This is a genomic window from Patescibacteria group bacterium, from assembly GCA_041665345.1.
GTDB lineage: Bacteria > Patescibacteriota > Patescibacteriia > PEXW01 > PEXW01 > JBAYJA01.
In genome coordinates this window covers 12,458-33,233 of sequence record JBAYJA010000004.1, presented here as the reverse complement: position 1 = coordinate 33,233, position 20,776 = coordinate 12,458, and the positions used below count along the sequence as shown (strand labels likewise).

Sequence of the window (20,776 nt, the reverse complement as noted above, 5' to 3'; positions counted from 1 at the left end):
ATGTTCCATAAATTTCGGGCAATCCCGCACTACTTTTCCAAGCACCCCAGCCATGAGCTGAAGGAACTGTACTGGTCCGTGGGTATCATGGATTTCGCAAACTCTGCCGTTGCCCTGTTTGAACCCATTTACCTGTGGACCCAGGGGTACTCCATTGCGCAAATTCTCCTCTTCTACGCAGCGGTCTACTTTGGCTATACCGTGCTCATTCCTTTGGGCGGACGCATTGCAGCTAAGCACGGCTTTGAGCATGCAATTTTTGGCAGCCAGTTTGCCTTCATTGCGTACTACGTTGCGCTGTTTGCGTTGCCGCATTTTAGCTGGCTCATCTACGTTGCACCGCTCATTTTCGCCATCCAAAAGTCACTGTACTGGCCGGCTTACCACGCTGATTTTGCCCTGTTCTCAGCCCGGGATCAGCGGGGGAGAGAAGTGTCTGGGTACCTCACCCTCAATGCGATTGTCACCATTTTGGGGCCAATTGCCGGTGGCATTATTGTGAAATTCTTTGGCTTTACCACGCTCTTCGTCATTGTTGCCGCGCTGTTCCTCATTTCCTCCATTCCGCTACTCAAGCTCAAAGAGGTCTACGATCCCAAACCTTTTTCGTACAAGAAGTATTGGAAGTTGCTCTGGAAGCCAACGCATCGGCGCAGTGCACTGGCGTACTTTGGTTTTGGCGAAGAACTGGTTGCGCTTGTGCTCTGGCCAATTTTCATTTTCACGGTTATGAAAGGTTTTGCCGACACCGGGGTGGCAATTGCCGTTTCTACATTCGTCACCACGGCAATTGTGCTGGTCATTGGGAAGTACTCAGATCGCATTTCCAAACTTCGCGTGCTCCGCTTGGGGACCTGGCTCCTGGCGGGTGTGTGGTTGTTGCGTGCAATTGTGCGGTTTACCCCGCTGAGCATTGTGCTCTTTGATATCGCCGGCAGAACGTCCAAGAATTTGGTGGGTGTACCCCTCTTGGCCATGACCTACGAGCACGGGGTTCGGGAAGATCCTTTGGCCATCGCCGTGTACTTTGAGCAATCGCTTGCCATTGGTAAATTTCTCACGGCCATTGCTTTGCTTGGACTTTTCCACTTCTTCAATACCTGGTCGGTCATTTTCATTGTCAGCGGTCTGGTGACCCTGCTGTACCAGTTCCTTCGGGCGCCTGAACCATTGCCATCAGCGCCAAAGCAGACCCGCGCATGAATCGAAAAGAGAAAAGGCGGCTACGACGCACCCCCTCCATACCTGGTCTCAAGCCCAAAAAGCACCTGAGCCAGAATTTTTTGATGGATGACGAGGTGCTGGAAAGCATTGTTGATGCTGCAGATCTTCAGCCCAATGACCAGATTTTGGAGATTGGCGCGGGGACAGGCATTCTGACGCAAGCTCTGGTTCCGTTGGTACAACGGGTTGTGGCTGTAGAAATTGATGAAAGTTTACTCCCGGGTCTGCACAAACTCGCTGCTGCGCATCCAAACCTCACCATCCTCCCAGGTGACATCATGCAGCTTGGGTTCGCTGTCTTGGAAAAAGCATTTTCCCGTGTACCGTACAAAGTCGTGGCCAATGTGCCGTACCACATTACTTCCGCAATAATAAAAAAGTTTTTGGATTCGCCAGCGCCACCCACATCACTCACACTCCTTGTCCAAGCAGAAGTTGCGGAGCGTATCTGCGCTTTGCCGGGGCACATGTCTTTGCTGAGTCTCAGCGTGCAGCTCTTTGGCGAACCAGCAATTGTTGCCAAAGTGCCCGCCACGGCGTTTTGGCCTGCGCCGGACGTGGATTCCGCAGTTCTCCACATTGACACCTATGCAAAACCCTTGTTCGCCGCGGAGGTCCGTCAGAAAATCTTCACTTTAGCCAAGGCAGGGTTTGCAAATCGCCGAAAAACCTTAGCGAATAGCCTGTCTAGCAGCCTTCGTACTCGTCGAGAAATCGTTGAAAAAGCCTTAAAAATCTTAGAAATTGAGCCACTGCAGCGAGCACAAGAATTAACGTTAGATCAGTGGGCTTGGCTAACCACCAAACTTGACGTATAGGGGTAAATATATTTTGACATAAAGCACTTTTTGTGGTACACTCTGCCTATCCTCGGTACAGAAAAGCCCCAAAAACCTTAAACCCCAGGCCCAACCATGGCCATTGATCAGCGCGATGCCCCAGGAGGTTCACCGGACGATCAGCCTGAGCGCAGGATAGACGTAAACCCTCGGCAGGAGCGGCGCATTTTGCTCATGCTGGGTGTTGTGGCAGGAACCGCCCTCATTTTGGGCATTATCCAGTTTAAGAACAACCTTTCCGCGCCGTTCAATCCCATCGCTCTGTCGCAGTTGCAAAATGTGAATCAGGCGCCACAAGATGAGCGACTCATTGCCCTGCAGGCAAAGGATACCGACCAAGACGGGTTAACGGATTACGATGAGCTCTACAAGTACAGTACTAGTCCCTACATTCCTGATTCAGATAGTGATGGACGGAATGATGGCGAGGAAATTGAAGCAAAAACTGACCCCAATTGTCCCACGGGGAAGACCTGCAGTCTGCTGTCCAATAGCAATGCTGCAACGAGTAACGCAAATGCAGGAAGTGCAACGAATACCCAAGTTGCGGCCAGTAGCCAGGTAACTGCTGCCCAACTGCGAGAAGCGCTCATTGCTGCCGGGGCTTCCAAAACGGAATTGGATGCAATTGACGACGCGACGTTGATGGAAAATTACGCCGCTCTGGTGGCTGAAGAGTCAGCGAACAGTAATGTGGCCACCAGTAATACGAACCAAACCACGAATAGCACAAGCAATACCAATGTCTCTCCGCAAACTGTGTCGCAGTTGCAAAATCTGAGCATTGCGGAGATCCGATCCTTCCTTTCCTTGGGCGGTGTGCCGGCCGAAAGTTTGGACAAAATGGATGACGACACGCTGCGCGCCATATACCAGCAAGCACTCCAAGAAACCCTTTCCACAAATACGAATGCCTCCTAAGCGAATCCATCTTTGGAAAAAAGGGAACATGCGGGTATCTCGAACCCACCGCGCTTTTGTTTTGGGGGTATTGACGGTTGTTAGCGTAGCAATTGTTGGTGGCGTGCTTTTACGTACCTCCCAAACCGCTCGAGCGCAGCTCGGTATCCCTCAGGTGGTGATAGACCCAACAGTGCTGCAACAACTTCAGCAGAAAACCATTCTGGATAAAATCAAAGATATTGCCGATAAGGTGGCAAAGCAGGCCGAAAAAGCTTTGAAAACCGCTACAGATGTGGCTTTTAAGAACGCGTTGAAGGTGTACTTGGGGAAGATTGCGGAAGACACGGCAACCTGGGTCGCTTCCGCAGGAACTGGCCAAAAACCCCTTTTCCTTACTGACCCGCAGTACTTCGCCAACCTCAATGATGCAGCCGCAGGGGACTTCTTAGATACCATTGCGAAGGATACTTTTGGGGTAAGCTTGTGTGACCCTGGTTTAGCCAAGACGCAAATTGACATTGCCATCCGGGTGAATCTGAATCCAAATTTTTGCCAAGAGGCGTGCCAGAAGAATTTTAATTCTGGAATGAATGACGAGAAGATTATCGTTCCAGCTGCGCACATAACAAGAATGAATAATGTTTCACTCACTGCTGCACGGTCGATCATCCAGGCATTAGAATTAAAGAATCCCGCTTCGGAGGACACAACTGTAGACACGTCAGACCTAGAAGATCTTGGAATCCAAGCACAAGCAGCGTGCACGCCGCTGGCCACTGTCCTTGATTGCATTGCCGCGTATCAATCGGCTCTTAGCCAAGGTGAAGAGAAAGTAAAATCTGACCTGCTCATTTGTAAAAATTTGTGTTCAGCACGACGGCGTACCGCACAGTGCTCCTACACGCAGCTCAAAGACAACTTGCACAACTTGCAGTCAAAAGAAGTGTTTGCGGAACTGCCCAATATTTTTGACCCCAAGAATAATGAGCTGGGTCAGTACCTTATCCTTACCCAGGAAACCGGGGAAGCTGCGCGGAAAGCTGTGGAGCAAGAGAAACTAGTTCGGTCAGATGCGTATGATCTAGGTCCCGTCACTACCGCATTTGGCGTAGGGATAAAAACCCCGGCTAGTATAACCCGGCAGGCCGCACAGGAAGGGTTGTCGGTCCAAAATGCTGGCAGTCCATTTGGGGTCTACACCGGTTCGCCAGTAGCAGATGCAATTGGCATTTTCACAAACACCCTTTCAAAGAAACTGCTGGAACGCATTTTTAACCAAGGTTTAGTAAATCCAACGTCGCTCAGCACGGTTTTTAACCAATTCGGCGGCTCTACTGGTGGCGTAGCGGCTGCCAAAGAACGCTTTGCGAGCCTGGCGACATTGAACGTGGGCAGCGGTGGACCCGTGGATATACTGGGTCGTTTAGCTTCCTGTGCAATTGATGCGGCAGTGATAACCCCAACGACACTGGGGCAAGTGACGGCGGAGAGCTGTGTTATTGATGAGTCGTTTCGCCGGGCGATTGAGGAGCGACTGACGGTGAAGCAAGCTCTAGATCAAGGTTTACTCTCTGACCAAAAGCCTTTTGGCTTTTTGGCCAACGGCCAGGAACCAACCTACCTGAATGGCTACCCCTACCGGAGCATGGTCATTTTGCGGAAGAACCGGATTATTCCCGTGGGTTGGGAATTGGCTGCCCAGTTTGTCCGGGACGTGAGCAAGCAGAACACGACGTTGCGAACGATGATGGAAAAGTATAACGATCCCGCCAGTCCGTTTTACAAGCTGGTGGATCCCAACTGGGTACTGAAAGCCCCAGAAACCATGTGCGTGCGCACCGGCTTTGTAGAAGAAACAGTTTCCAACGAGTACGTGGATGATGATGGAGATGAAGGTGGGAAGCGAATCACCAACTTTTCGGTGCGGTACTGTTCCAGTAATTCTGAAGCAAATTTTGGTAAAGAATGTACCTGCGCAGAAACCACCCCAGACAATACCAGTTGCTACTCAGAAACGTGTGACCTGAAAGCGACCACGGAACAGACAAGTACGTGTGCGTTCATCACCCCCCGTGTCCAGCAGATTCAGCGACGAGAAGCGTGCATTGATGAGCAAACGTGCATTCAAGAGAATGATGATGGGAGCTGTAAGACGTACGGTACCTGCGTGGAAGAGAAGAATACCTGGAAGTTTAACGGGAAGAGCTGTGACCCGCAGAATGCCACCTGTCAAACCTACATTGACGCAGCCGGGGTATCCGCCACGTACCTGGGGAATACATTGCAAACCAGCATCTGTGGCGCAAACAATGCTGGCTGTACGCAGTACTGCACGTCCTTTGACTATGCCACGCAGCAGTGGACGTGCACCAGTGCAACAGATCCCGCGAATACGATTCGCCTGGACCGTGATGCGGTGCCGTGCGATGTTACCTCTGAAGGGTGCACGGCCTTCATTCGGCAAACGACAGGTACCAATCTCTTGGTGAACTCTGGCTTTGAGCTTTCCACACCGCGGACAACCCCGGCTGGATCCGCTGACTTCCAGGGGTGGGGTGTGGGAAATGGGACACAAGCATGTGGCGCGACAGCGGCCGTGACCACGGGGGCAAACGGCAGCCCGCAAGCTGCGAAAGTTACTTGGCAAGATGATAATGCAACCTGCTCGGGCGAACACTACATGTACAACGGTGTAGATGTTGGAACAGCAATGGCGAATAAAGCCTACACAACCTCATTTACGGCTCGGGGGGTGGGAGCAAGTTGCGCAAACGTGACAGTTGAATACCAAACCGGTGGGCCACGGTACGGCGTGAATTGGGAGTACGCACCAGCATCGGCTGCCGGCATCACTGCAGATTGGCAGCGTTTTACCTACACGTATACTTGGCCAGACTCCGCTGTTACCCAGCGTTCGCAGAACATTGTTGTTGCTTTCCGGTTACCAGATAACGGCTGCGAGCTCTACCTGGATGATGTGCAGCTAGAACCCGGCGAATCCGCCACAGCGTACAAAGAGTATGCCCAGGCAAATGTCATTCACCTGAAGCGCCCACCGTCGGAACCAGGGAATAACCTTGGGTGCACGGGTAACCCAGCCACCGACCCAGCTGCTTGTGAGAAGTTTGCCCGAAAGTGTGAAGCAGAGAACGTGGGTTGCGAGCTGTACACCCCAGCGGATGGGAGTTCGGCAGTACCCGGTATTGCCGGCCAGTCCTGCCCAGCAGATATGGTGGGCTGTCAATCCTTCCGCGAACAGCCAGTCACGGGCATTTTCCCAGACCACGATGCGCGCACTGGAAAGTACTGCAAGCCCGCCAATGGCGCCCCAAATTTTGCATTCATTTCCTGCACTGATGATACTGACTGTGGGGGTGTTGGTGGCGCCTGCCAACCACTCGTCTCCTTCGTTGCTCAATCTGGGACGCAGTGCACGGCAGCGGATGTAGGCTGCGAAGCGTACACCAACCTGGATGAAGTGGCGGCTGGGGGTGAAGGGAAAGCTGCATTTATTACGCCAAAACTGTGCGTCCCACCTGGTTCCAACGCAGCCGTCGCAGACTTCTTCAGCTGGGAAGGGTCAAATGAAAATGGGTACCAACTCAAAAAGTTCCGCTTTGTGCAGAGCAATCTTAATCCCAGTGCGCCGTGTACAAATTTGCAAGTGAATACCACTGCGGGTACACCGTTCGTGTGTATTGATACGGCAACCACAGTCACTGATTGCCAAGGGGAATATGGAACAAACCTTGATTGTACTGAGTTTTACGATAACGCTGGGAACATCACCTACCGATTACGCTCCCTGGTTGTGGAAGAGTCCGTGAGTTGCAAACCGTTCCGGAACGCCACCGATGAATTGGTCTACTACTTTGACGAAGGCAAATCCAAGTCCTGCAGTCAAGCCGCGGCTGGCTGCCGGGAGTACGTGGGCAACACAGGCAGCAACATCCGCACAGTGCTGAACAGCACGTTTGAAGGTGGGAGCTTTGCGCCGTGGTCTGGTGGAATCATCAGTACAGAAAGTATTCAATTTGGTGGACATTCTCTGCTGTTTAGTGGAGCAAACCGAGCGAATTTGATGGCAACTTCCGCAGGTGGTGGTGCACCAACCTCCCTCCTCCAAGAAGGGAAGACATATACATTGACGTACTGGGCAAAGAAGCAAAACAGCAACGATACCGTTGAGGTCACTGGGTATCTCATGTACGGATCCGCAAATGTTGGAGCACGGTTTGGTGGGCAATTCCTCTCCAATGATTGGCGAAAGTACTCGGTTGGCCCCGTTACCTTCACGCGGAGTGGTAGCGCAGTAACTGTTGATGACCTTTTGCTTGAAAATAATGCCGGAGGGGCAGCGTTTTTCATTGACAACATTATCCTCACCGAAGTTACTGATAGCATCTACCGGATAAAGGGTTCGCAGAAAGCTTGTGGCGGTTTTGAAGGTTGCCAGGCATACACCAACCGGGGCGGACAAACCTCGACGTTCCAAGACTTTACCAAACTCTGCAAGACGGAGAAGGTTGGGTGTGAAGCACTCATCAATACCCAGAACAGCCTGCGGACGCCATTTGCGCAGACGAACACGGTATCTAGCGTGCGCGGGGATGTGGATGGGAATGGCAAGGTTGATCAGAATGATGTGCAGTACATGCTTAATTATATTTTCAGTGGAGGGCCGCCCCCAAATCCATTGGTTGCCGGGGACGCAGATGGGACTGGCGTTATTACGCTGAATGATGTCAGTGCCATCAACAGCTTGGTTACGGCCGGGACGGCAATTTCTCCAGACCCGCTCCCTGGTGATGAAATAATTACCCCCGCGGATGTTGTGGAGTACTGGGTGAATGATCCGCAGAAAGCCTGCCGGCCGGAAGACAAAGCTTGCCGCGCTTTGGGTCGGGAGTCTGTAGCCTTGCAAATTGGGGCAACAGCCAGCGATGTGACACTCACATTGCAAGGCGCGCAAACGCAGTACCTGAAGAATGACCCAGACGCCTACGAGCAAATTCTCTGCAGCCAGCAAGCTTTGCGTTGTGAAGAGTTTAAAACTCCAGAAGGGAGCACTGCCTACTTTAAGAATCCTGTAAATAATGTCTGTGATTACGATGCTGCTAGCCAAAGGTGGAAATTGCGTGGATCAGGGAAAGTCTGCCCCACGCAGCGAATAGATAACGTCCCCCCAGGGGTACCGTACGGTGGTTTTGCGGGTACCTGCCCAGGTGACCAAAGTGGTTGCACAGGGTACTTGGATCCGGTTGGCCAGGGTGACAACCTAGTGGTGAATGGCACGTTTGAATCTACGGAGTCGGTAGCATCACTTGCTGCCCCAGCTACACAGCCAACACCACCATTGAATGCAACTCCAGACACAAAACCACAAGGCTGGGTTGCTGGTCAATGGTCATTGCAGGAGTATAAAGATTTTCCAGATTCGGCAGGTGCTAGCGGGAAAGCAGTTCGTGCTCTGGGGTCTGACACGTATGGGTGGATGGGGCAGCCCGTAAACCTGATGACAAACCAAATGTACGTCATGAGTGCAGACATTATGCAGCATACGGGGAACACAACCCCGGCAACCGTAGAACTCTGGGCATGTACGTACAATTCCACCAGTGGAACTGTAGAAATTCCAATTTACACTCCGGACAATAGCGTGTCATTGATTACCATGCCACAGAGTACGCACTACGGCGTAACCTTAAATGCCCCAGCAAGTAAACTTTCTGATACGGAGTTTCATCGGTTCAGTGGTCGGTTCATTGCTGTGCTGCCTTCGAACCCCGATGCATCCGTCCCAATTCGGTGCAGTACGTTCTCCATTTACGGTCGCGCTGATGGACAGTGGTTTGATAATATCAGCATTACTCCAACAACAATCACCACAGTTTTGCGACAGAGTGTAGATACAACCTCCTGCAACGGTGAAGTGAATGCAGCGGAAGGATGTAAGTTGTTCAATGATCGCTCAAGTGCAAATTTGACGTATGACGTTGATGGAAGCCCAATTGGCAGTGAGCCCACCGACCCAGATGCCAAAGGTGCCCCGAAGAGTTGCGCGAGTATCGATGGCGACTGCGACAGCAACGTGCTGCTGAAGGTGAAGCAAGACCGGGTCTGCAAGGCGTGGCTCTCGCCCACCACAACCGTGGAGAGCACCAAGCCCAGCGGTGAAAAGCAAAACTTGACGCTGCAACTTTCCACGTGCAGTAAAATTGGCCCCAATGGTGAATGCCAGCAGTTCGTGAGCGAGAAACGCTGTGTCAACAACCCTCGGCAAACCTGCACGGTGGATACGGACTGTCCAGCCACGGGTGGCGTTCGGAAGTGCGAGCCGTTCACGCAAACCGCAAATGAGCTACGGTGCTCAAACTACCTGAAGAATTCCTGTTCGGTGAATAATGATTGTCGGACATGTAGCAACGACCCGTATCGATTATGTGGATCAAATGGTGATTGCAATTTTACCGGTTCAGGCGGGACGAGTGGTACATGTGGCTTTCAGAATGGTGCCCAATGCTTGGGGAGCGCCTACAAAGTGGAAGATTTTCATAATAATACTGGCGCGGTGCAAGTGGGTGCCATTTGGAGAACGTGTTCCAACAACGCTACCAAGTCCTGCTTGACGAGTACTGACTGCGGGGTAGGTCCGCGAACCTGTACGCGAGGTTTAGTTGGTGTGCCCTGTCTCGCTGATACGCAATGTAATCTTACCGGTCCGACGGGTCCAATTCCTGGTTCTGGTGTCTGTGGGCCGGCAACAACGTTGGGGAGTTGCGTGGTGAAGAATAGTTTGATTGGGACATACCCATACGGTTCCGCACCACAAACCGGTGCAGAAGCAGCCCCAGTGACGAATGAGATTTTGAACGGTAACTTCCAAAGCACGACAACGGTTGCAGGCAGCGGGTGGGCGTTGGAAGGAACCGCGGTTGCTGAAGGTAGTACTGCGCGGATTGTCACCAGTGAGGTGAAGCAGGCTGGGAACGCTGTGGCACCAGTAGAAGTTGACCCGTACCTGGAAGTAAACCCGGCCAAGATTCCGGAAAATCCAACTTCGGCACAGCAGTACTGCTCCAATAGTGGTGCCACGTTGGTTGCCTGTGCAAGTAATGCAGTCTGTACAGGTCTGGGTACCCCGGGTTACTGCGGTTTACCGCTCCACTGTGCCAAGAATCCTGGTACGGCTTGTACGAATAACCTGCAGTGCGGCAGTGATGACGTGTGCGTGGGTACCAACTACATTGGCGTACGGACGCAGCCCAGTGTTTTGCGAGATCGCTTGAGCGGAAGCCGAGGGTACATGGTTTCTTTCCGTGCTCGGTACTTGGAAGAACCGCCGGCCGGTGCCAGAAGGGATGTTGAAGTAGGGATTTCCAATGGCAGTAGCACGGGCGGGTATAGCACCTGGTACGACAATGTGGATTTGACAACGGAGTGGAAAGAGTACACCGTTGGACCGTTTGAGCTTTGTCGGTCAAAAGTGGAAAATCCGGGCGACCCTGCCGTGCCATGTTTGGGGAATCATGTGACTTGGGATTTAGGCAGTACTGGGCACCAAGTCTTTGATCCAGAAAAGGGTTTCCTGTATTTTGTTTTGGCTGGATCCAGTAAAGGAGATAACAACACCAACCCTCCAGTGAACCGTAATCGAACACCATTTGCTCTTGATAGCATTTCTTTGCTCCCCGTACTGCAAGTGAGCGATTCCGGTGGAAAAGAATTTGTGCCGCGTACCTGCCGGGCGTACCCCGACGCTACGGCCATGAGCTGTTCGTACACGGATGACACTGGCACCACGCATGCAGGCTGGCAAGGGTACTGCGTGGAAACCGACCCCAAGAATCCCAACACCTGCTTGCAGTGGCTACCCATTGATCTGCCAGCGGGGGAGAAGAATATTTTCACCTCCGTGGAACAAGCGGGCTACAAGCAGCGGAACCCACTATACCTGTGTACGGAGTCCACACCAGCAAGTGTGATCCCACTGGATTGCAATGCACTAATTGCCGATGGTAGTTCGATGCTCATGGATAATGGCGCTAGATGTACAGACGCATTATTGGGTGGTGCAGGACGAGATGTTATTCAGAAAACATACTCATTTGCACCAACTCCTGTTGCAGGAATGAAACTAGAGAATGTCGAGCGCGTAATTCTCACAGTTGGTCGCGCGGAAAATGATGACTGGCCAAAAGGAAGTCAATTTTATCTTGATGCCTCAGGAGGATCACATGTTGCGGATTCGGTCAGCACCCCCACTGAACCAGAGAAGAATCAACCTTGGACCATGTTTTGGTGTGGAGGGAATGATGAGCAAAAGAACCACGAGTGTGGCAAACTTAGTTACACTGTAAATTTTAATGGTGCGAATGACCGCGACTTTAACCACTACACTAGCTCTGCTTCAAGATGTGGAGATTTAGGCGGCTCTAGCGACAATACAAATCTTTTCTTTGTCCAAATGCAGTGTAGGAATGGCGCAGGACAAACGGGTGAATGCGAAGGATCGTTTAATATTTTAGATCATTTTACGGCTGGCCTTTGTGACTCTTCTGGTGGCACTGGATATGCTGAAATTCGTGCAACGGTCATTACACGTTCCATTTGTACGAATATCGTCCAGGTCGTTGAAAATGGTGGCAGCAATGCTGCCTGGTCTTCCCGTGTTTCAACCACGTCCACATTTGTGACTCCGGGTTTTGGCTACCGGTTTTTGCAAGATACCAAACCCTTTGGGAGCATCTTGGCACCTGCCCAAAATGAGTCTGTACCCGAGCTTTGGGATTCTTCCGTGGAGCCTGGGCAGCAGCCAATTGTGGTAAAGAACAATTTGAAAACCGCGTCAGTAGCACGGGCTGGTTCGGCCTACGGCTGCTCCGGTGCTGGGTGTGCATCACGCGTATGCTCCACCACTGGCGCAGCCTGCAATACCAACCAGGAGATTCGTGACTGTCAAAACAAAGATGGTTTCTGCTTGGGGACTGGCACAGTAAAAGTCTGCCAGTCTGGCGGGAAAGCCGGCAAAGTGTGTGATGCAGATTCTGAGTGCGGGAGTACGACGCAGAGTGTTTGTACGAATGGTATGTTCCAAGGTCAAGTGTGTGTTGCCAATACCCAGTGTCCTATATCATTATTCCCAGCTATCTATGGAACGTGTGGTCCGCAAACCACAACCTTAAATAAGTGTGACTACGGTTCAAGCCAAACCTACGGTGGTGGGAAGTATACCAGTACTGCCCCAATTCCTACCCAAGATGACCGACTTGATCGGTTGAAGTTGTTATTTGCCAAAGCCTACCGGGAGTGGACCTGGAATTCGACGTTTCAAAGGTATGGTGAAGTAACGAATACCCCAGCCAGCACAATTATTGATGACTGGAATACGGTGGATGATGTGGGCTCCCGTACAAGTTTTAAGAAGATGCACCTTTGCGCCCAACCAGGAGTTAATTCTCCTTACAACCGAGCAGACAGCAATCTATCGCTCGCATATTGTGGTATGCTCCCGAAGATTACGAACGGCACGTTGAATGGCGTTGGTGGTACTGTGGACATTACGAGTGGCCAATCTGTGCAATTGCGTTTCAATACGGTCGTTGATAATGAACAACTTCCGCTCCGAAGCATTGCAATTGACTGGGATGGGGATTACCGGGCCGATGAGATCATTCCTTGGGATGCGGCACCCAAGAGTGATCCTGCAAAACCACACATTTTTGCTCACGCGTACATGGGTACGTCTGGCACAATCTTCCACCCCCGTATACAAATTATTGACAACTGGGGCTGGACTACCCAGAACATCACATCGCCGTATAATCGTCTCCCAACCATAAAACCCCAGGCGGGGAGCTTCCCATTTGATTCAGATAGTGACCCAAAGGATCAGACGTACTGGTTTAATCAGAATAATCAGCTTACCATCCGTATTCGCTAATTCATGCCTCGTCGCCTCGCCTCCATTTTCGCGCAGGTCAAAGCCCACCCTTTCCGGGTGGCGCTGGCCGTTGTGCCGTTGCTGTTGGTTGCCCTGGCGCTCTTCGTTCCAAATATTTCCCAAGCTAGTGACTTAGAGAGCGCCACGCTTTCCTTGATGAATGCGATTTTCAGTTTCTTCATGTCTATCTTTGGGAGGCTGTTGGTTCTCTTCACCGACGTCCTTATCTACATTGCCACGTACTCCAACATCACGGACGTGGAAGCGGTGAAGGTTGGGTGGGCAGTCGTGCGTGACTTAGCGAACATGGGTTTCATTGTGGCCATGCTCCTCATTTCCTTTGGCACCATTTTCCGGTTCCAGGAGTACCGGTACAGCCGCTTGCTGGGCAAGCTCGTCATCATGGCCATTCTCATTAACTTCTCGCGGCTCATTGCTAGTTTGCTGGTGGACTTTTCTCAGGTCATCATGCTCACCTTCGTCAACGCTTTTCGAGACTTGGCTGCCGGGAACATTACTGAAGGCTTTGGCGTGGCAGATATTGTTGCATTCTCCCAAACCGCTTCTGCGGAAGGTGGGGATATTAACCTCCTCTCTGTGCTGGGTGCCATGTTCGCCGGGATTGTCATGCTCTTCATTGCTACGGCCATCGTGGCCTCCTTTGTGGTTTTCCTGGTGCAGCGAATGATCATGCTGTGGATTTACATCATTCTCTCTCCCATGGCGTACATGATGGCGGTACTGCCCGGCAGCTTGGGCCGGTTCTGGAGTGGGTGGTGGGAGACGTTCATGAAGTACCTCATCCGTGGGCCGGTCATTGGCTTCTACCTGTGGCTGGCATTCACCATTGCTTCATTTACCAATAATACTTTTACCACCGGTTCACCAACATCCAGCGTTGATCCGTTGGGGACTGACTCTGGGGTAAGTACATCCAGTGTGGCGTACTTTGCGAACCAGGCATCCACCGGCGCAAATGTGCTGAACTACATTGTGTTTGCGGCGCTACTCATTGCGGGTTTGCAGCAGGCCGCAGCCGCGGGCGGCGTAGCTGGGAAAATAGCAGGTAAATCCATGGCCACGTTTGAGAAGTGGGGTTCGAATTTGGGTAAAGGAGCTGGCGCACTAGCACTGGCACCGGTGAAGTACGCCGGCGATGTAGTGAAGCGACCGGCTGTCACTGCTGCTGAGAAGACGTTGGGTTTCATGAGCAAAATGCCGCTCATTGGCGGTGCTGCCATGGCCATGAATTCCCGGTTGCGTGCAAAGACCCAGCGCGCTGATGATGCTCAAGCGAAGATGGTGGAAAATCTTTCTGCCTCTGAACTCATTCAGCTTGGTTCTGGTAGCGCTGTGAGTGCGACTGCGGCAGCACGGCGCAAGGTTGCAATTGAGAAACTGATGAACACTGGCCAAATGAGCAAAGCGAGTGCTGCGCAACAAGAAATGATGCACGCCCAGTATGAAAGAGATATTGGCATGAAAATTAAGGTTGGGCCGAATGGGAAGATGTCCGATTTTGCTACTGATCAGCAGGGGCTGAAGATTTACAAAGACTACTTGAAAAAGAATCCTGCGCCCATGGGCGATTACATGGAGAAAGCACATGCGGCAGGTAATGTCGCTTTGGAGACGTATTGGCACGATAAGATTGAAGAGCGAGTGAAAGAGCTTCGGCCAAATGATCTTGCAGATATGACTGACAGCGCATGGTACAGAGGGAGGCCAGGTGCTGGTGGAGCGCAAACCGCATTTGCCAGAGTGGCAATCCCAATACTTTCCACCCGCGTTGCTGCGAACCCACAGTTTACCCGGCGGCTCCAGCAGGAGGTACCCGCAAATGTTCGTGATGCAATTAATAATGCTGCAGGAGGTATTCTATTCCAAACCGAAGAAGGCGGAGTGCAAGTTGTTACTCCACCCTCGCAACTGATGCGGAAACGTGAAGTGCGAACCCGTAATAAATTCCGAGATGCAGCCCTGCAAGATGAACATCTATCTGGTGTGTCAACTTTTGCAGCCGGTGCATCTAATATGCTCGCCATTAGTGATACCGCACTAAGAGAATTAGGAATAACGAATGTTCGAGCTGGGACTTCTATTACTCCAAATCAGAAAGCCGAAGTTGCTGGGCTGATGGCAGAAATTGTGACGAAGGATATTGCAGCGATGGAGCAGCAGTTAGGCCCTGCAATCAAACAGCGCGAGCAACTGTTGAATAAGCAAAAGAGCGGACCACTCTCTGATGCAGAACAAGTACAATTACAAGATTTGAATCGGCAATACCAACCGCTCCAACGCCAGAAAGCTGCACTTGAACGTTTGGAGAATCCAAATCAGCTTCAAAATATTCAGTTCATTGTGCGTGATAGAAAAGCTGGGGATGCGAAAAATATAATCGCCGAAGAGGAATCGCATGCCATTATGGAAGCGATGGATCCTGATCGATCTTTCCGCCGTGAAATCATTAATTCGCAATTTTCGCCACAGGAACGTGTGCAGATTGCAGATCAGATTTCAAAGCAACAAGGTGGACAGTACATGACCATTGAGCAGGCCTTTGATGAGTATTTTGCAAAGGGTTTAGCAAATAGCGGAAATTACAAAGGTGAAGGGAAAGATGCGATTCAGCTAAAGAGCGGTTTAGCTCTTCAATTACGTCGACAAGCTGAAGCAAAGGGTGTGCAAATGCGGTTTGTAGGGAATCCGAAAGCGCAAACGAAAGAACAAGCAGGAGCACCCGAAAATTACGCTGCCGCATTGCAAAATCAGGATGCCGAACAGGAAAAACTTGATACCTACTACACGCAAGGTGAACAGCAGCTTGCGCAGCTCAAAGCGCGGATGGTGGAAACAAAGGCTGCGGCAAATCGAATGCGTCTTGGGGAAGCTGGGCGCCGCTACGAGGCTGAAGCAAAGCAAGCAGAAGCTGAATACAATGCATATGGGAAACAATTTGATGAGTTGGAGTCACAATGGAAAGCCAGCACAGTAAAGGGCAAGAATTTGCAAACTGCTGCTACCCGGGCAGCCCGAGGTGAGTCACCCACAGCCACGCTTCCAGAACGTTACGAACGTGATCAAGCAGCAGCTACATCTTTTACGCCTGCAACTGATTCTATTCCAGCAGCGCCAAGGTATGCCACAGAAGAAGCCGGCACCACGAACATCACGAACAACATCCGCAATGAAATCACGCAGGTCGTCAAGTCCGCACCCCAAGGATTCCGTGATACAATGAAACTTACGTCCACATCGTTGGATAGCGCGTTGCGTAGTAGCTTAGTTATGAAGTCGCTGATGACCAACCTCCGGAATGGTTTTGATGCTATGCAGAAATCAGAGAAGAATCTTTCCGCAGAAACCACAGGCTTCCTAGGCAAGCGATTGTCTAACCTGCAGAAGCACGTTGACGGCAATGATATTGAAGGCTTCCGCGAAGACTTTGGCAAACTGCAAAAAGAATTTGACAGTATTATCGAATAAACACCCCATAGTAGGGGAGATGACCCATGCCTGATTCCCTCCTCCTCACATTTCAAAAACTGCCCGACCTGGTGAAAGCGCGTGCATCCGACCCGGATGCCATGCGTGCCTTAGACCGGATTGAGCAGGAAACCGGAACAAAATTGGCCGAACTGGTCATGCGGGTTTTGGTGCGTGACGTGGAACCCACAAAAATTGACGAAGCGCTGGTTGCGCAGTACAACGTCCCCAAAGCCAAGTCTGCTGAGGTCGCGAAGATGCTTTTGGACCAGCTCTTCTTCAAGTTCCGGCTTTTGGAAGTCCCAGAAGTGCCGGAGGTGAAGAATGCGGTTCCAACACTCCAACCGCAAGCAGGCGCTTCTGTGTACTTAGTGCACCCAGATGATGCAAAGGATGTGGCTCCGCACGTGCAACAATTACAGACTGCGCCCGCACCCATGGCGGTGTTGGATCCGCAAACCGTTACCAAAAATATTGTGGTAATGGAGAAGTTGCAGCTAGATGATGTGCTGCTACGCCGGCTGCAGAAGATTGTGGAATCCCGCCTGGTGGATGTACGTGACACAACCGAAACCGTGGAAATGTTGCTTCGTCCGGTGAAAATTGGTGGTTTAGGCTTTGATGACGCTCGATCTAGCCGCATTGCCAATGAACTGCAGCGGGTGGTGGAAGAGCTCCATCGCCGGCCAAAGCCGGTCATCAAGAAAGTCGTGCCACCACCCCCTCCTGCACCAAAACCATCGGTAGTAAAACCTACTCCACCTCCTCCGGTTGCACCCAAGCCTGTTGCTCCTCCGGCACTTGCACCTGCACCCAAACCGGTAGCACCCACTGTGCCCCAAGCCCCAGCTGCGCCAGCACCAAAACCTGGTCCTGTTGCGCCACCTCCGTGGTTCCGTCCGTCCAGCGTACCAGCGGCAGTGCCAGCCAAACCGCAACCACCTTTGGTGTCCAAGCGTCCGGCCATGCCAACGTACCGGGAGGTGGTGACCGATGTGCGGGCACCGCAGAAGGTGTTGGGACCCGTAGAAGCGCTTGGCAGTTTGTCGCTGGCAGATTTCCGCCGGTTGGGATCTGATGCAATGATCCGAACGCAAAAGATTGCCGAGGAAATTGAGGCGTTGGGTCGAGACTCTTTTTCCCAGCGTACTGCCGGCATTCGGGCGTGGCGGCAGTCACCTACTTTCCAGAGTTACTTGGAAATTGGGCGAATGGCTATGGACCGCAATGAAGAAGTAGCGGACATTATTCAGCTGCTTTCCGCGCAAGGGAAACCCGTCCTCTCTGCCGATGAAATGGAGGCCATTGGTGCGCTGAACCGACAATTCCGATTCTAACCTATGCAATTCGTCGTCCCCCAATTCATTGATGTGGAGAGCAAAATTCTGGGTCCGCTGACCGCCAGGCAGTTTGTCCTCATTCTCTTCTGGGCCTTAGCAGGCTTTCTCACCTTCCGCCTGGCGTCCTTCTTCACGTTCATCTTCCTCTTCATCTTGGAATCTGGGGTCACCTTCCTGTTCGCCTTTATTAAAATTAACGGTAGACTCTTCCACCATTTCATTCTTTCACTTCTGCAAACCTTTCGGCAGCCGCGCACGCGCATTTGGCACAAAGAGGATACGGAGTTTGAATTTCGGTTTGTTGCCCCGCAGCTGAAGAAAGCCGTAGCCGCCATACCCACCAAGCAGCCGCTCAACGCTTCCCGCCTGAACCAAATTGCCCTGGTGGTTGATACGGGTGGGGCGTACAACGAAGCTGGTGAAGTCGTCGCCCATGAATTGAAACGCGCCAATGGCTAGCCCTGCTCCACAATCCAAGCGCTCGCCTTTCCCGTCCACCCAACGGTACGTGGACGTGTGGGAAATTAAAGATGATGTGGCAATTTTGCGTGATGGGACGTTGCGTGGCGTGCTGCTGGTATCGTCCGTGAACTTCGCCTTGAAGAGTGATGAGGAGCAAGCCGCGGTCATTCAAGCGTACACGCAGTTTCTGAATACCCTGGATTTCCCCCTGCAAATTGTCATCCAGTCCCGGAAGCTGAACATTGACGGGTACCTGGATAATCTCAAAGGGATTGAAAAGCAGCAGACGAATGAGCTCTTGAAAATGCAAACGCAAGAGTACATTACCTACGTCCGGGAGCTGGTGGAGTTGGCGGATATCATGGCCAAGCGTTTCTACATTGTCATTCCCTTCCAACGCGGGCAGTATAAGAACGCCAACTTCTTCAAGCGGTTGACCGCCGCACTGTTTCCCACCCGGGTCATCAACCTGAAGCAGAAGCGGTTTGAAGAGTACCGGGCTGAGCTCATGAAGCGCATGGATATTATCATTGACGGGCTGGGTAGTGTGGGCTTGAAGGCAATCTCGCTGGATACCCAAGGACTCATTGAGCTCTACTACACCACCTACAACCCCCAAACCTCCAGTACGGAGAAAGCCGTTCCCGTGGAGCAGGTAAGCATTGAACGCTAATGGCACTGAATCTCACCAAACGAAACGCTCCCAAAGTTGAGGATACCCAACCGCAGCAGTTGCTGACTGCTGAAGAGCAGGTGCAGCAGCAGGAATCTCAATTTCAACGGAAGCGAGAGCTTCTGGAAGCTGAGCGGATTTACCGTCGAGGCGTGGTCTCGGTGCGGGACTTCATTGCCCCTGCGGCTTTCAAGGTAAGCCCCAAGGAAGTGGAAGTGGGCGGCAAGCTGGCGCGGACGCAGTTTGTCATCACCTACCCGCGGTACATTGCCGTGGGCTGGTTTGCGCCCATCATCAACCTGAATGTCCCGTTGGACATTGCCATGTTTTTCTACCCTGTGGGGTCAGAAGTCGTTTTGAAGCAGCTCCGAAACAAAGTGGGCCAGCTGGAGGCGCAAATTCTCTCGGATGCGGAGAAAGGCGCCCCGCGTGATCCAATTCGGGAAACTGCCTTGCGCGATATTGAGCAACTGCGTGATAACTTGACCCAAGGCACGGAGAAGTTCTTCCAAGTGGCTTTGTACGTCACGCTGTACGCAGATACCAAAGAAGAGCTGGACAAGCAGAGCGACAAGGTGGAGCAGCTCTTTGGTTCCAAACTGGTGTTCAGCAAACGGGTGCTCTTCCAGTCGGAGCAAGGATTTGTGTCCACCATGCCCCTGGGCCGGGACTTGCTGCAAGTGCTGTTCAACATGAATTCCTCCCCGGCAGCCAGCAGCTTCCCCTTCATTTCTTCGGACGTCTCGTCAGATAACGGCATTCTCTACGGCATTAACCGGCACAATAACTCCCTCATCCTCTTTGACCGGTTTAGCTTGCAGAATGCAAACTTCGTGGTATTCGCCACGTCTGGTGCGGGAAAGAGCTACGCGGTGAAACTGGAAATTCTGCGCTCCATGATGACCGGAACCGACGTTCTGGTCATTGACCCAGAGCGGGAGTACAAGTACCTGTCCGATGCGGTGGGCGGGACGTACATTAACATTTCCCTCAACTCAGAATCCAAGATCAACCCCTTTGACCTACCTCGCCCGGTTGGCGGGTCGGAAAAGCCTGCAGACATCATTCGCGCTGCAGTCATCACCCTCAAAGGTTTGATGCGGCTCATGCTTGGCACACTCACCCCTGAGGAGGACTCATTAGTTGACCGGGCACTCATTGAAACGTACGCCAAGAAGGACATTACCGCGGACAGTGATTTGTCCAAGGTGGAAGCCCCACTCATGACTGATTTCCAGGAAGTGCTCAGCGGCATGGTGGGGTCAGACTCCCTGGTGGAACGGCTAAAGAAGTTTACGGAAGGGACGTTTGCGGGTTTGTTCAATAGTCCCACCAACATTGAACTACAGAACCAGCTGGTGGTGTTCTCGGTTCGTGATTTGGAGGATGAACTCCGGCCCATTGGCATTTCCATGATTGTTTCCTACGTGTGGAACATTGTCCGCTCGCAGTTGAAGAAGCGTATCCTGGTCATTGACGAAGCGTGGTGGCTCATGCAGAACGAAGATTCAGCCAAGTTCATCTACGCACTGGTGAAACGCTGCCGCAAGTACTACCTGGGGGTGACCACCATTACCCAGGATGTGAATGACTTCCTACGTTCTGCGTACGGTCAAGCCATTGTGACCAACTCTGCCTTGCAGCTACTCATGAAGCAGTCCCCGGCTGGCATTGATATGATCGCCAAGACTTTCATGCTCACCCAAGGAGAGAAGTACCTGCTGCTGGAAGCCGCGGTGGGCGAAGGGATATTCTTCGCCGGCGCCAAGCACGCCGCCATCAAAGTTGTGGCCTCGTACACCGAAGATCAAATTATTACTTCCGACCCACGTCAGCTCTTGGAAATTGAAGCTGCGAAGAAAGAGTTTAACGACCAGCAAGCTGACGGTGGCCCCGCCTAATATGC

At 52.0% G+C, this 20,776-nt stretch carries 9 protein-coding genes; all 9 read left to right on the top strand.

The annotated features are described in order from the left end of the window. Complete coding sequence (locus tag WCV85_05710; GenBank protein ID MFA6474342.1) at positions 1-1,203, top strand: MFS transporter; 1,203 nt, start codon at positions 1-3, stop codon at positions 1,201-1,203. Further along, a complete protein-coding gene (gene rsmA, locus WCV85_05705) occupies positions 1,200-2,042 on the top strand; it encodes a 16S rRNA (adenine(1518)-N(6)/adenine(1519)-N(6))-dimethyltransferase RsmA (GenBank protein MFA6474341.1) in 843 nt (280 codons plus the stop codon). The genes WCV85_05710 and rsmA overlap by 4 nt, the downstream gene beginning before the upstream one ends. A 96-nt stretch (positions 2,043-2,138) precedes the next feature. Then, complete coding sequence (locus WCV85_05700) at positions 2,139-2,984, top strand: hypothetical protein (protein ID MFA6474340.1); 846 nt, start codon at positions 2,139-2,141, stop codon at positions 2,982-2,984. 28 nt (positions 2,985-3,012) lie between these two features. Next, a complete protein-coding gene (locus WCV85_05695) occupies positions 3,013-12,909 on the top strand; it encodes a hypothetical protein (protein ID MFA6474339.1) in 9,897 nt (3,298 codons plus the stop codon). Positions 12,910-12,912: 3 nt separating this feature from the next. Next, positions 12,913-16,395: a hypothetical protein gene (locus tag WCV85_05690; protein MFA6474338.1), complete on the top strand. Its 3,483-nt coding sequence runs from the start codon at positions 12,913-12,915 to the stop codon at positions 16,393-16,395. A gap of 26 nt (positions 16,396-16,421) precedes the next feature. Beyond that, positions 16,422-17,732: a hypothetical protein gene (locus tag WCV85_05685; protein MFA6474337.1), complete on the top strand. Its 1,311-nt coding sequence runs from the start codon at positions 16,422-16,424 to the stop codon at positions 17,730-17,732. 3 nt (positions 17,733-17,735) lie between these two features. Then, entirely contained in the window at positions 17,736-18,194 is a 459-nt protein-coding gene (locus WCV85_05680; GenBank protein ID MFA6474336.1) for a PrgI family protein, read from the top strand. Beyond that, complete coding sequence (locus tag WCV85_05675) at positions 18,187-18,870, top strand: hypothetical protein (GenBank protein MFA6474335.1); 684 nt, start codon at positions 18,187-18,189, stop codon at positions 18,868-18,870. Before WCV85_05680 ends, WCV85_05675 begins: the two co-directional genes overlap by 8 nt. After that, complete coding sequence (locus tag WCV85_05670; protein MFA6474334.1) at positions 18,870-20,771, top strand: ATP-binding protein; 1,902 nt, start codon at positions 18,870-18,872, stop codon at positions 20,769-20,771. Before WCV85_05675 ends, WCV85_05670 begins: the two co-directional genes overlap by 1 nt. Positions 20,772-20,776 lie beyond the last annotated feature (5 nt).

Excerpts from the sequence above, each read along its gene's own strand:
- WCV85_05710 (MFA6474342.1), top strand. The coding sequence starts at position 1 with ATGTTCCATAAATTTCGGGCAATCCCGCACTACTTTTCCAAGCACCCC.
- rsmA (MFA6474341.1), top strand. The coding sequence starts at position 1,200 with ATGAATCGAAAAGAGAAAAGGCGGCTACGACGCACCCCCTCCATACCT.
- WCV85_05700 (MFA6474340.1), top strand. The coding sequence starts at position 2,139 with ATGGCCATTGATCAGCGCGATGCCCCAGGAGGTTCACCGGACGATCAG.
- WCV85_05695 (MFA6474339.1), top strand. The coding sequence starts at position 3,013 with ATGCGGGTATCTCGAACCCACCGCGCTTTTGTTTTGGGGGTATTGACG.
- WCV85_05690 (MFA6474338.1), top strand. The coding sequence starts at position 12,913 with ATGCCTCGTCGCCTCGCCTCCATTTTCGCGCAGGTCAAAGCCCACCCT.
- WCV85_05685 (MFA6474337.1), top strand. The coding sequence starts at position 16,422 with ATGCCTGATTCCCTCCTCCTCACATTTCAAAAACTGCCCGACCTGGTG.
- WCV85_05680 (MFA6474336.1), top strand. The coding sequence starts at position 17,736 with ATGCAATTCGTCGTCCCCCAATTCATTGATGTGGAGAGCAAAATTCTG.
- WCV85_05675 (MFA6474335.1), top strand. The coding sequence starts at position 18,187 with ATGGCTAGCCCTGCTCCACAATCCAAGCGCTCGCCTTTCCCGTCCACC.
- WCV85_05670 (MFA6474334.1), top strand. The coding sequence starts at position 18,870 with ATGGCACTGAATCTCACCAAACGAAACGCTCCCAAAGTTGAGGATACC.